Origin of the sequence: Rhodococcus sp. NPDC006774 (assembly GCF_040636045.1) — a bacterium.
In the GTDB taxonomy this organism is placed as follows: domain Bacteria; phylum Actinomycetota; class Actinomycetes; order Mycobacteriales; family Mycobacteriaceae; genus Rhodococcoides.
In genome coordinates this window covers 225301-237484 of record NZ_JBEYIW010000006.1, presented here as the reverse complement: position 1 = coordinate 237484, position 12184 = coordinate 225301, and the positions used below count along the sequence as shown (strand labels likewise).

Sequence of the window (12184 nt, the reverse complement as noted above, 5' to 3'; positions counted from 1 at the left end):
CAGCGCTACTGCAGCGGAGCCGGGTCGAGAGGTTGCTGGGGCAGCGCGCCGGATACGGCCGAGGACGCGTCCTGCAACGGGGTGGGGCCCGAGTCGCCCGGAATCGTCAGGGCCACGTACACACCGCGATCGACGACGAACCATGTGCTGGCGTCGATCCCGTCGTCTTCCCCGGACACCTCGAACCACTGAACGTCGTCGATCACCTGCAGGGGTGCAGCCACATCGAACCCGATCGGCCGGGGCAGGCCGCAGCGCAACACGACCGGCTCGGCGTTCTCCTCGGCCGAGACCCATGCGCGGACTCCGACCGGTGCCGGATCGGCCAACTCGGCTCTGGTGTAGTCGCCGAGGTTGTCGGGCAGGGCGTCGAGGAGCGACGTGCACTGCGCACCAGCGGCATCGGGGGAGTCGACCGGGCCTAGAGCGACCGGATCGTGGACGGGCGAGCGGTTGACCGCGATGGCGGCAACCAGAACTCCGACGACCAGCGCGACCGGCAGTGCGATCGCGGTGGCGATGACCGCAGGATGTCGCTGCTCGCGGGTGCCCTCGGTCTCGGCGGGGCTGTCTTCGGTGCCGGCGTCGTTGCCGGTGTCGGGTGAATTCACGAGCTATCCGACGGACGTCGTCGACTGCGGGGCCACAGGGCAGGTGAGGGTGCGAGTGATGGCATCGACCTTCTGGATGCGGGAGACGATATCGGCGATCTCGGCGTCGGAGGCACCGTCGGCGCGGGCGATCACGTCGTAGGGCCCGACCACTGCCTCCGCCGACACGACACCGTCGACGGCCTCGATCTGCTGTGCGACGGCCGTCGCTCGGCCGACCTCGGTCTGAACGAGAACGAATGCTTGCACCATCGGTGGTCCCTTTCCCCTGCCGGACTTCTCGACTGTAGGTTGAGTCGACTACGTTCTCTTCGCACGTAACCTGCTGCATCGGTACTGTCCCGACCGCCGCTAAAAGGTACCGCAGGCGCGGCGCGCGCTCCGCGTGAGACCGTCGCGCACGTACCGCGTTCTCAGGGAGGAACATCATCGACGACTCCGTCACCGACTCGGCCACCGGCAGCGAGCGCACCGTCGCGCAGGTCGGCGAATTCGACGTGATCGCCCGTGCGATCGCAGACCGTGTGCAGCCACCGTCGACCATCGTCGGGCCGGGCGACGACGCAGCCGTTGTTGCTGCGTCCGACGGTCGGATCGCGGCGTCCACCGATATGTTGGTGCACGGCAGGCACTTTCGACTCGACTGGTCGAGTCCGATACAGATCGGCCGTAAGGCGATCGCGCAGAACGGCGCGGACATCGCCGCAATGGGTGCGCAGTGCTCGGGCTTTCTCGTCTCTCTCGGATGTCCGGCCGACACGCCGGTGAGCGTGACCGACGGTCTCAACGAGGGCATGTGGCTCGAGGCAGTTGCTGCGGGGTCGGCCGTTGTCGGTGGCGATGTGGTGCAATCGCCGGAGCTGGTGATCTCGATCACCGCGCTCGGCGATCTTCAGGGCCGGGCCCCGGTTCTTCGATCGGGGGCGCGTGCCGGCAACGTGATCGCGTACGCGGGGCGGCTCGGCTGGTCGGCGGCCGGCCTGGCCCTACTGCTCGGTGACAGGGACACAACCGGCCACGACGCCGTGGTGGACGCGCACCGGGTGCCCGTCCCTCCGTATCGCGCCGGGATCGACGCCGCAGAGGCGGGTGCGACCTCGCTCACCGACGTCTCCGACGGGTTGTTGGCCGATCTCGGCCACATCGCCGACGCGTCGGGCGTTCTCCTGGACCTCGATCCGGACCTGCTGGAGATCCCCGTCGAACTGCGGTCGGCAGCAACGCTGGTGGGGCACGATCCGCTGGAGTGGGTACTCACCGGAGGCGAGGATCACGCGCTCGTCGGCACCTTCCCCGATGCCGCAGGCGTTCCTCGGGGATGGACGGTGATCGGCCGTGTCCAGCACGGCGGTGATGGACAGAGCCCGCGAGTGACGGTCGGTGGACGCGTTCACGAGGGTAGATCGGGATGGTCGAGTTTCGAGGGCGAGTGAACACGGGTCGGGTCCATCGAGTCGGCTAAGTTGCAGAGATGGCTATCTATGCACTCGGTGATCGTGAACCCGACATCCACCCCGACGCCTACGTTCATCCCGACGCCGTCGTCATCGGAGCGGTGACCCTGGCTGCCGGATCGTCGGTGTGGCCCACTGCGGTTCTGCGGGCCGACTACGGCACGATCTCGATCGGCGAGGGCACCAACGTGCAGGACGGAACCGTGGTGCACTGCACCCCGATCGACGCAACGGTCATCGGATCCGGATGCGTACTGGGCCACAACGCGCACGTCGAGGGTGCGACCATCGGGGACAACTGCCTCATCGCGTCGGGCTCGGTGGTGCTGAACGGTTCGAAGATCGGTGCCGGTTCGATCGTCGGTGCTGGCGCGGTTGTGCCGTTCAAGTTCGTCGTTCCCGAACGTTCCATGGCGCTCGGTGTGCCCGCGAAGATCCGCGAGGGCTACCAGGTTCCCGACGGCCACGTCGACATCAACGTGCAGATGTACTCGGCCAACGCCGCGTACTACCGCGACGCGCTGCGCCGGATCGATCGGTGACGCCCAAGCCGCTCGCCGATGCCGTCGAATCGGGATGGGCACGGGCCCTCGCGCCGGTCGAGTCGAATGTCGCTGCGATGGGCGACTTCCTGCGGGCCGAGCTCGCCGCAGGACGGCACTATCTGCCCGCGGGAGAGAACGTACTGCGGGCGTTTCGCTACCCCTTCGACGAGGTTCGAGTCCTCATCGTCGGCCAGGATCCGTACCCGACGCCGGGACACGCAGTGGGGCTGAGCTTCTCGGTTGCACCGGACGTGCGACCCGTCCCGCGGAGTCTGAACAACATCTTCAAGGAGTACTCGGACGACCTGGGTTTGCCCACGCCCAGCAGCGGTGATCTCACGCCCTGGTGCGACCGCGGCGTGATGCTGCTCAACAGGGTGCTGACCGTCGAGCCGGGTCAGGCGGCGTCGCACCGAAAGAAGGGGTGGGAAGCGGTGACGGAGCAGGCTATTCGGGCCCTGGTCGCCCGAGCGGAGACTCCCGACGCGCCCGGACTTGTCGCCGTTCTGTGGGGACGCGACGCGGCAACCCTGAAGCCGATGCTCGGATCCGTGCCCTGCATCGAATCCGCTCATCCATCACCGCTGTCCGCCTCGCGCGGGTTCTTCGGATCCAAGCCCTTCACTCGTGTCAACGAGTTGTTGGTCGAGGGCGGAGACGAACCGATCGACTGGACCCTGCCCTGACCGGTTCAGGAGAAGTCGGGACGACGCTTCTCGACGAACGCGTCGACCCCTTCACGTCCGGCAGGTGACGACGCAGCTGCTGATATCGAGGCGGCTTCGGCGTCCAACTGCTCTGTCAGAGTTGTCGATTCGGAGGTTCCGAGCAGTTTCTTGATTCCCTGGTACGCCGATGTCGGTCCGTTGGCGAGGGTTCGAGCCAGACGCTCGGCCTCGCTGTCCACGATGTCGTCGCCCACCAGCCGGCTGAGGATCCCGAGCCGAACGGCGTCCTCTCCGTTGATGATCGCGTCGTTGAGCAGGATGTCCATCGCGCGGCCCGAACCGACGATTCGGGGCAGTGTCCAGGACATTCCACCGTCCGGAGTGAATCCGATCGAGGGGTACGCGGGGCGCAGCTTGGTCGACGGTCCGCCGATGGCGACGTCGGTCAGACAGACCAGGCTCATGCCTGCACCGGCGGCCCAGCCGTGCACACCGGCGACGATCGGGACGCTGACTGTGGCGAGTTCGCGAACGAAGGCATGAAACGTGTCGGCGACGGAACCGACGAAGGCACTGCGATCGGCCGCGCCGGCGAAATCGCGCACGTTGCCGCCGGCGCAGAAGTTGGGTCCCCGTCCGATGAGCAGGACGCTTCCGATCGCGGTGCTGCCGGCATTGACGGAGCGTAGAGCCGAGGTGCCTGCGTCGATTCCCTCGAGGTCGAGGGAGGCACCACCGGCATCGGTGGCGACGACGATGCGCAGTACACCGTCCTCGATGCTGACCTTGCTGGAAATGTCTGCGTCCGAATAAGTCACGTTCGGGACTCTAACCGACGTTTCTGTTCCGCCGTGGGGCCGCCGTGCTCGGGCACGGATGCGGGAGTCAACTGTCGGCGCCGCTACCGGGGTCGGAGACGGGGCAGCCGGACGCTGAAGACCGTGGTCGAATCCACTCGGTCGACAGTGATGGTGCCGCCGTGCAGGCGTACGTTCTCGGCGGCGAGGGACAGTCCGAGTCCGCTGCCTTCGCTGCGTCCGCGAGCGGTGTCCACCTTGTAGAACCGTCGGAAGATCGCGTGGTTGTCCTCCGGCGATATCCCTGGCCCGTGGTCCACCACTGTCACGTCCACCCACTCGGGACGAGCGCTCATCTCCACGCGTACCGGGGGCTCTCCGTGACGAAGTGCATTACCCACGAGGTTGGCGACCACCACGTCGATGCGTCGGGGATCCACGGTCGCGTCGATACTGTTTGGCCCTCGCAGTTCGACGCTCTCTGCCCATCCGCGGCGGGTCAGTGAGTGTCGGACCAGCTCGACGAGGTCGACGTCGTCGAGAACGAGGCGCGCCTGTTGTGCGTCGTGACGAGACATCTCGATGAGATCCTCGACGAGTCGAGTGAGCTTCCCGATCTCACCGCTGACTATCCGGGCGGCTGCTCCCGCATCGGGCGAGAGTTGGGGGATCTCCTCTCGGAGTATCTCTCCGACCGGAACCAGTGCTGCCAGTGGAGTTCTCAGCTCGTGGGAGACATCGGCGACGAACCTACGCGCCTGCTCTTCCGACTCCTCCAACCCGCGAATGACCGTCTCGTTTCTGGCGATCATGGTGTTGAAGGTCGTCGTCAGCTCGGCGAGTTCGGTCACGCCCTCCTCGGAGAGTCGAACACTCAGATCACCGTCGGCGGCGCGGGCAGCGGCCCGATCGAGGCGTCGCAGTGGACGCACCAGGGTCGAGGCGATCCACATTCCGAGCAGCCCACTGACCAGTACTCCGCCCGCCAGGGTGAGGGCCACGGCGCGCAGAAGATCGTCGAACTTGTCCTGCACGCCCTCGAGCGGCCGAATGGCGACGGCCGTGACCAGGGTTTCGTCGCCGTCCGGATCGGTCGCCTCGAAGACACGGACCGACATGGCCATCATCATCCGTTCGGAGTCGAGTCGCACGAAACGGATGATTCCGCGGCTGCCCACCCCGGCCAGAAAGTCGGGGGACAGCGTGGCCGGGTCGACTGATCCCCGTTGTATTTCGTCGTCGCCGACGAGCAACGTCATGTCGGACGGAAAGAACTGTTTCAGTTCGGATGAATTCGCTCGGGTCACCTGGGCCCCGTCGGCATCCTGGAGTTCGTCGCGGAACTGCGCAGTCGCCACGTCCTGCGCGTTGGAGTAGATCCACGATCGCGCCATGAACGACACCACACCGGCCGTTGCACCGGCGATGATCACGACGATGGTGATGAACACCAGGACCAGTCGAGTACGTAGGCCGTCGACTCGCAGCCGGGACGGCATCAACGAGCCGGGCCGGGATCGAATCGATATCCGAACCCACGCACCGTTTCGATGGTGGCCGGTGCAGCGGGATCGTCCTCGATTTTTCCGCGTAGCCTCTGGATCGCGGCATCGACGATTCGGGAGTCGCCGAGGTAGTCCTGATCCCATGCTGCAGACAACAATTGGCCTCGGCTGAGCACGTGACCCACGTTCTCGGTCAGGGCGAGCAGGAGCCGAAGCTCGGTCGGCGTCAGCGTCAGCAGAGTTCCGCCCTTCCTCACCTGTAGTGACGAACGGTCGACGGTCAGATCGCCGTACTGCTCGACGATCGCCGTCGCCGTTGCCGTTGCCGTTGCCGCGGGTGTCGTGTCGGTCGATCGTCTGACCACAGCCTTGATGCGCGCGTCCAGGACCCGTGGGCTCGTGGGTTTGACGACGTAGTCGTCCGCACCGGCTTCCAGACCCGCGACGGTGTCGATGTCATCGGAGCGGGCTGTGAGGATGATGATCGGGACCGAACTCTGCGCGCGGATTCGTCGGCAGATCTCGAAGCCGTCGGCTCCGGGGAGTCCGAGGTCGAGCAGGACGATCTCGGCGGAGGTGAGCGCGTTGTCGAGATCACCGTTGCCGTCGGGGCGATGGTCGACTCGGTGGCCGAGTCGGTTGAGCCCCAACGTCATTGCTTCGGCCACAGCTGGATCGTCCTCTACGAAGAGAATGTTCACCATGTCGAGGACCTTGTGTAGTAGGGGCAATCGCGATCGGCCAAGGGTACAGGGCTCACACCTGCGCGAGACGTTCGTTGCCGGGGTCGGCCAGCGTCGAATGTCGGGGCGAGGAGATCCTGATCGGAAATGCGGAGACCGCAAGGGCGTAGCACCCGACGAGCAGCAGCGCGCCGAGCGCGTCACTGGGGCGGTGCCATTTCAGGACGACGACCGACACAGCAGTTCCGACGATGAGCAGTGCACCGTTGATCGCGACGACGATTCGCCAGCGGCGAGCAGTTGCGAGGTATACCGCACAGACGACAGCGGTGACGCAGGTGAGGGTGCCGCTGGGAAAGGAATTGTGCTGGACGAGTCCGTCCAGGTTCGGTCGATCGAGCGAGTACTTGAGAATCCAGGCCGTCGCAATCGGTCCGAGCGTCATGATTCCCGCTCGCAGCGCAAGGGCAATCCTGTTGCCGCGCCACGCGATCAGGCATACGACGAGAACCGCTCCTGCGGCCGAGACCGGTGCGACGAGTTCGACGAATTCGGCGCAGATCTCGGCGAGGTCACCGGACAGTGATTCGGCGCTCACCATCAGTCCTTGATCCACCCTTTGGCCCGTGGTCGTCAACACGCACAGGCAGTAGACGAGGACTCCCAGGTTCAGCAGTGCCAGTGCGGCGACCAGTCGCCTCGGTTCGACCCGTGTCATCGTCGGCCCTCCGATCGTTCTTCGGATGGGTCGTCGAGTGGGGCCGGGCAGGTGCCGCCGGCAGTGGTCGCCATCTCGAAGTGCCACATTTCGTTGGCGTAGGTCTGGCACAGGCCGTAGTCGCTGCCGTGCTGGATCATCCAGTCGGCGGCGTCCGTCGGTCCGACATCCACCGCCCGTCCGGTGACGTGCTTGGAATTGTTGGGGGTCTGCACCCAGCGTCTTGCTTCGTCGGTGCTGCCGTAGCGGGTCACGGCCTCGTCGAACAAGCGTTGCTGGTACGACGCGGAACGCCATCCGGAGGTGACGTACACATCCACCCCGGACGATGTCGCATCCGCAGCAGCGGACTGCAGTGCCATCAGCAGAACGGGGTCGAGACGGGCCAGTGCGGGAAGATCGGTGTTGTCGAGGCCTATCCGGTCGTCTATCTCACCGCCGGCCGGCCCCGAGTCGGGCTGACTGGCCAGGTAGTGCGCGGCCGTCGGCGTATCGGGCTCTGCGTTCGAGCATGCCGTGAGCGTCAGCGCTGCGAGCGCCGTGACGAGGAGTGTGCGTGTTGTCGCCATGCGTTCGAGACTGCTCGGCCGGTGTCACCGGCCGGTGCCCGTGATTCGCCGTATTCGTCACGGTCCCGACCGGTTGTGTAACAGTACGGAACGGAACCGAAACGGAAGCTCACACGACTGTGCCCCGCCTCCGAGATCGGGGGCGGGGCACAGTGCTCGCACGCAGTCGAGGCCGTGGAGGAAATCGAAGAGCGAGGCCGAAATCAGCCCCGGACCACCTTGCCTGCCTTCAAGCAGGAGGTGCACACGTTCATGCGCTTGGAGTTACCAGGCGCAACCTGAGCGTGAACGGTCTGGATATTCGGGTTCCAACGACGGTTGGTCCGTCGGTGCGAGTGCGAGACCGACTTACCGAAGCCGGGCCCCTTGGCGCATACGTCGCAGACGGCAGCCATAGTCGCGAACTCCTTGATAGATGTTGATCGATACATGTGGTCGAAGACATCGAAACGAACTACGAGCAGATGCAAGGATTGCAATGCGTGAAGATCGCCTCGAGGCAACCCTGCAAGAATAGCGGCGTCGCACGCAATCACCAAACCGCCACGGCAGACGCTGCGTGAGGGCTCACGGAAGGCGCGCCACCGATCATGCCCGACTAAGCTTCGGGCACTGTCCGCGAGGGAGTTCGGACGAGGTGGCGTGTGTGACGCGGGGGAGGCTGCTCGAGGTGGTCGACGTTCTCGAATCGATCGATGCCGCAGCTCTGCGACGGTGGGCCTACCGCTGCGTCGATTCCCTGACCGCGCGGTGCGACGAGATCGATGCACTCAACGTGTTCCCCATCCCCGACTCGGATACCGGCACCAATCTCATGTTCACCTTCCGTGCCGCGGTGGAGTCGATGCGTGCAGCCGGGCCCACGGCGGACGCCCGCGCGATCGGGCGGGCACTGGCCGTGGGGGCGGTCGCGGGTGCGCGGGGCAACTCGGGAGTGATCGTGTCCCAACTCTTGCGCGCTGTCGCCGAGGCCTCGGCCGACGGCCCGTTGGACACGGTGTCGGTCCAGGCCATGTTGCGACGCGCGAAAGTCCTGGTTGCGGGAGCGGTCAGCGTTCCCGTCGAGGGCACGATGCTCACCGTTCTGGCCGCCGCCGATCGCGAGGCCTCCGCCCACGATGCCAATGTCGGCCTCGCCACTCTGGTGGTCGACATCGCCGAGGCCACCGCTCGTGCGGTCGACAGCACGACGGACCAACTCGCCGAACTCCGGGAGGCGGGGGTCGTGGACGCAGGCGCTCTCGGTCTCTCGGTGATCATCGATGCGCTCGTGGAGGTGGTGATCGGCCGCACTCCACCGCGCCGGCGATACCGTCGCCCACACGAGCACGAACGCCGGACGGTGGGCGATGCGTCGAACGTCTCGTCGGACTGCGACGGTGCACCCGAGCCGGGGTACGCAACGGGTCGCCCTCTCGGGTACGAGGTGGTCTACGTCGTGCACGGCCAGAACGATGCGGGGGCGGCGGAGCTTCGCCGGGCCCTGGCCGACATCGGTGATTCGGTCGTGGTCGCCGGTGACGGTTCCGGGGCCTGGTCCGCGCACGTACACACCACCGACCCCGGTGGTGCCGTCGAACTCGGAATCGCTGCCGGAGATGTTCGCGGAGTGCGGATCTCGTGTTTCGGATTCGCCGAGCCGGCCGGAGCGGTGAGCCCCGAAGCGCACGACGGAGCAGAGTTGTCGGTCGGTCGCGATATTTTGGCGCTGGTGGCCGGGGACGGTGCCGCAGATCTCTACGTTCAGGAAGGCGCGACGGTGGTGCGGTGCGACGAGGCGATCGACTCCTCGGTGCTGCATCGAGCGATCGTCGGGATGAAGCATCGCGAGGTGTTGGTGTTGCCGAACGGCGCGTTGTCCGCGCAGGAACTCGTAGCCGTCGGCGCAGCTGCCCGAGCAGACGGCAAAGACGTCGTGATGTTGCCGTGCTCGGCGATGGTGCAGGGGTTGGCCGCACTCGCGGTGCACGATGCCGCCAGGGCTGCGGTCGACGACGCGTTCACGATGTCCGAGGCGGCGGCGGGCACGAGGTGGGGTTCTCTGCGTATCGCCCGGGAGCGATCCCTGACGTGGGTCGGCACGTGCGAGCCGGGAGACTGCATCGGGCTCGCAGGGCAGGAGGTGGTGATCGTCGCCGCTCGTCCGCTCGATGCGGGGTGCCGGCTGCTCGATCAGCTCCTGGCCACGGGCGGGGAGATGGTGACAGTGCTCGTCGGAGCCCAGGCCTCGGAGGACTTCGGTGATCGGCTGGCCGAGTACGTGGCCGGCGCACATCCCGGAGTCGACGTGGTGGTCTATACAGGTGGGCAGCCGGGGGATCTCGTGCAATTCGGAGTGGAATAGGGAATCTCGGACAATGGCAACGCTGGTGGACCGGCTCGATCACATCCTCGGAGCCGCGGCGGCGACGCCGCTGGCAGACATCTTCGGTATTCACACCGTCGAGGACCTGCTTCGGCACTATCCGCACCGCTACATGACACACGGTTCGGAGCTGGGGGAGAAGGAGCCGCCCGAGGGCGAGCACATCACCATCGTCGCCACGATCGAGTCCGCGACGCTGCGCTCGATGAAGAACCGCAACGGTCAGTTCCTAGCAGTGACACTCGCCGCCGACGGACAGCGGATCGACGCCACCTTCTTCAGCCCGCACAAGCTCAAGCACGTTCTGGTACCCGGTCGCCGAGGAATGTTCTCGGGCAAGGTCAAGTACTTCGGCAAGCGCTGGAATCTGACGCACCCCAGTTACGTGATTCTCGGCGGAGACGACAACGACGGTGCCGTCGTGCCCGCAGGGCGAATCGTCGGCGGCGGCACCCTGGCCGGACTCGCTCGTGGTTCCGTCGATTCCTCCGGTGCCGTCGACATGTCGGTGTTCGATCGAGCATTCGTGCCCATCTATCCGGCCGCGAAGGACGTCGAGAGCTGGACCTTCATGCGCTGCGTGCGGCAGGTGCTCGACCAGCTCGACGACGTGGTCGATCCGCTGCCCGAGTCGGTCCGTGCGCAACGCGGTCTCGTCGACATCGACACCGCGCTGCGGTCGGTCCATTTCCCGGACACCGCACAGGACAAGGACTCCGCGCGCGAGCGGCTCAAGTTCGACGAGGCGCTCGCCGTTCAACTCGTCCTCGCCGATCGCCGACGCGACGCATCCACCCGGGTGGCAGCGCGATGCCCACCGATCACCGACGGCATCGCCGCCGAGTTCGATCGGCGTCTGCCGTTCGAGTTGACGGCCGGCCAGCACCAGGTCGCAGCCGAGATCGCCCACGATCTGTCGGCACCGCATCCGATGTCGCGGCTGTTGCAGGGTGAGGTCGGCTCGGGCAAGACGATCGTCGCACTGCGGGCGATGCTGCAGGTGATCGATGCCGGACATCAGTGTGCGCTGCTGGCACCGACGGAGGTTCTCGCCTCCCAACACGCGCGCTCGATTCGGTCGATGCTCGGGAGCCTCGCGGCCGGTGGGGAACTCGGATCGCACGAGTTGGCGACCAAGGTCGCCTTGTTGACCGGCTCGATGTCCACGGCGGCCAAGCGGTCCGCCCTGCTCGATGCCGTCACCGGTGACGCGGGCATCGTGATCGGTACCCACGCCCTGATCGAGGACCGAGTGGAATTCCTCGATCTCGCCATGGTCGTCGTCGACGAACAACACAGGTTCGGCGTCGAGCAACGAGATGCGTTGCGCGCGAAAGCTCGCGACAACACCAGTCCGCACTTGCTGGTGATGACCGCGACCCCCATCCCGCGCACCATCGCGATGTCGACATTGGGTGACCTCGAGACGTCGGTGCTCACCGAACTGCCCCGCGGCCGATCGCCCATCGTCAGCAACGTCGTACCCGCCAGGAGCAAACCGGGCTGGGTCGATCGAGCGTGGCAGCGTATTCACGAGGAAGTGGCAGCGGGTCGCCAGGCCTACGTGGTGTGCTCCCGCATCGGCGACGACGAGGACGCGGAGAACGGGAAGAAGAGCGCCGCGAAGAAGAAGAGCGCGAGCGCGGAGGACGGCCCCGAGACGACGGCTGCGGTGGACCTGTACGAGACCCTCTCCACCGGACCGATGCACGATCTGCGCGTGGGGCTGCTGCACGGGCGACTGTCGGGAGACGACAAGGACATCACGATGTCCGAGTTCAACTCCGGCGAGATCGACGTGCTCGTGTGCACCACGGTGGTCGAAGTGGGCGTGGACGTTCCCAACGCGACGGTCATGGTCATCATGGATGCGGACCGATTCGGCGTGAGCCAACTGCATCAGTTGCGAGGCCGGATCGGCCGAGGCGGGCACCAGGGCCTGTGCATCATGATCAGCTATCTCAGCCCCGCGGGTGGCTCCTTCGCCCGGCTGGAGGCGGTGGCGGCCACCAACGACGGTTTCGAGTTGGCCAAGCTGGATCTGGCCACGCGTCGCGAGGGCGACGTTCTCGGAGCTGCTCAGTCGGGCACGGTCAGCGGACTGCGGCTGCTCTCGTTCATCGACGACGAGGACATCATCGCCGACGCACAGGACTGCGCACGGTCTCTGTTCGCGCGGGACCCGTCGCTGGCGAACGATCCCGGCATTGCGTCGATGATGCGGTCGGCCTGGCGATCGGATCGAGTCGACTATTTGCAGAAGTCCTGA

Annotated in this window: 13 protein-coding genes; 5 read left to right on the top strand and 8 right to left on the bottom strand. The window is 66.1% G+C overall.

What is annotated here, in order from left to right; all coding sequences use genetic code 11:
• Window positions 1-5 precede the first annotated feature (5 nt).
• The gene (locus tag ABZ677_RS12060; RefSeq protein ID WP_358369532.1) at window positions 6-611 is read right to left on the bottom strand and encodes a DUF3515 domain-containing protein; all 606 of its coding nucleotides are present in this window, start codon (window positions 609-611) and stop codon (window positions 6-8) included.
• 3 nt (window positions 612-614) lie between these two features.
• Window positions 615-863 (bottom strand): Lrp/AsnC ligand binding domain-containing protein, encoded by a 249-nt coding sequence (locus ABZ677_RS12055; protein ID WP_358369529.1) that lies wholly within the window; start codon window positions 861-863, stop codon window positions 615-617.
• Window positions 864-1036: 173 nt separating this feature from the next.
• Between ABZ677_RS12055 and ABZ677_RS12050 the strand changes: the two genes are divergently transcribed.
• Genes ABZ677_RS12050 through ABZ677_RS12040 form a run of 3 tightly spaced genes read left to right on the top strand, consistent with a single transcriptional unit; the run spans window position 1037 to window position 3296 of the window.
• Window positions 1037-2044: a thiamine-phosphate kinase gene (locus ABZ677_RS12050; protein WP_358369693.1), complete on the top strand. Its 1008-nt coding sequence runs from the start codon at window positions 1037-1039 to the stop codon at window positions 2042-2044.
• Between the two features lie 38 nt (window positions 2045-2082).
• Window positions 2083-2607 carry a gamma carbonic anhydrase family protein gene (locus tag ABZ677_RS12045; RefSeq protein ID WP_032397774.1) on the top strand — a complete coding sequence of 175 codons (525 nt, stop codon included), beginning with the start codon at window positions 2083-2085 and terminating at the stop codon, window positions 2605-2607.
• Window positions 2604-3296 carry a uracil-DNA glycosylase gene (locus tag ABZ677_RS12040; RefSeq protein ID WP_358369525.1) on the top strand — a complete coding sequence of 231 codons (693 nt, stop codon included), beginning with the start codon at window positions 2604-2606 and terminating at the stop codon, window positions 3294-3296. The genes ABZ677_RS12045 and ABZ677_RS12040 overlap by 4 nt, the downstream gene beginning before the upstream one ends.
• Window positions 3297-3301: 5 nt before the next feature.
• Here ABZ677_RS12040 and ABZ677_RS12035 read toward each other — a convergent pair whose 3' ends face one another.
• From ABZ677_RS12035 to rpmB, 6 genes are all read right to left on the bottom strand, one after another.
• Complete coding sequence (locus ABZ677_RS12035) at window positions 3302-4096, bottom strand: enoyl-CoA hydratase-related protein (protein WP_082323593.1); 795 nt, start codon at window positions 4094-4096, stop codon at window positions 3302-3304.
• A gap of 83 nt (window positions 4097-4179) precedes the next feature.
• A complete protein-coding gene (locus ABZ677_RS12030) occupies window positions 4180-5574 on the bottom strand; it encodes a HAMP domain-containing sensor histidine kinase (protein WP_358369522.1) in 1395 nt (464 codons plus the stop codon).
• Window positions 5574-6284, bottom strand: a complete 711-nt coding sequence (locus ABZ677_RS12025) for a response regulator transcription factor (protein WP_358369519.1) — start codon at window positions 6282-6284, stop codon at window positions 5574-5576. Before ABZ677_RS12025 ends, ABZ677_RS12030 begins: the two co-directional genes overlap by 1 nt.
• 52 nt (window positions 6285-6336) lie before the next feature.
• Window positions 6337-6981, bottom strand: coding sequence for a phosphatase PAP2 family protein (locus ABZ677_RS12020; RefSeq protein WP_358369516.1), 645 nt, complete (start codon window positions 6979-6981; stop codon window positions 6337-6339).
• Window positions 6978-7550 (bottom strand): M15 family metallopeptidase, encoded by a 573-nt coding sequence (locus ABZ677_RS12015; RefSeq protein WP_037189699.1) that lies wholly within the window; start codon window positions 7548-7550, stop codon window positions 6978-6980. The genes ABZ677_RS12020 and ABZ677_RS12015 overlap by 4 nt, the downstream gene beginning before the upstream one ends.
• A gap of 203 nt (window positions 7551-7753) precedes the next feature.
• Entirely contained in the window at window positions 7754-7945 is a 192-nt protein-coding gene (gene rpmB / locus ABZ677_RS12010) for a 50S ribosomal protein L28 (protein WP_008717389.1), read from the bottom strand.
• 251 nt (window positions 7946-8196) lie between these two features.
• Between rpmB and ABZ677_RS12005 the strand changes: the two genes are divergently transcribed.
• Together ABZ677_RS12005 and recG are read left to right on the top strand one after the other, a co-directional pair.
• The gene (locus ABZ677_RS12005; protein WP_358369511.1) at window positions 8197-9894 is read left to right on the top strand and encodes a DAK2 domain-containing protein; all 1698 of its coding nucleotides are present in this window, start codon (window positions 8197-8199) and stop codon (window positions 9892-9894) included.
• Between the two features lie 13 nt (window positions 9895-9907).
• Complete coding sequence (recG, locus tag ABZ677_RS12000) at window positions 9908-12184, top strand: ATP-dependent DNA helicase RecG (RefSeq protein WP_358369508.1); 2277 nt, start codon at window positions 9908-9910, stop codon at window positions 12182-12184.

What these genes read in the sequence shown, in the direction of transcription:
- rpmB (WP_008717389.1), bottom strand. Translation starts at nt 7,945, where the DNA reads ATGGCTGCCGTCTGCGACGTATGCGCCAAGGGGCCCGGCTTCGGTAAG.
- ABZ677_RS12055 (WP_358369529.1), bottom strand. Translation starts at nt 863, where the DNA reads ATGGTGCAAGCATTCGTTCTCGTTCAGACCGAGGTCGGCCGAGCGACG.
- ABZ677_RS12025 (WP_358369519.1), bottom strand. Translation starts at nt 6,284, where the DNA reads ATGGTGAACATTCTCTTCGTAGAGGACGATCCAGCTGTGGCCGAAGCA.
- ABZ677_RS12045 (WP_032397774.1), top strand. Translation starts at nt 2,083, where the DNA reads ATGGCTATCTATGCACTCGGTGATCGTGAACCCGACATCCACCCCGAC.
- ABZ677_RS12015 (WP_037189699.1), bottom strand. Translation starts at nt 7,550, where the DNA reads ATGGCGACAACACGCACACTCCTCGTCACGGCGCTCGCAGCGCTGACG.
- ABZ677_RS12030 (WP_358369522.1), bottom strand. Translation starts at nt 5,574, where the DNA reads ATGCCGTCCCGGCTGCGAGTCGACGGCCTACGTACTCGACTGGTCCTG.
- recG (WP_358369508.1), top strand. Translation starts at nt 9,908, where the DNA reads ATGGCAACGCTGGTGGACCGGCTCGATCACATCCTCGGAGCCGCGGCG.
- ABZ677_RS12020 (WP_358369516.1), bottom strand. Translation starts at nt 6,981, where the DNA reads ATGACACGGGTCGAACCGAGGCGACTGGTCGCCGCACTGGCACTGCTG.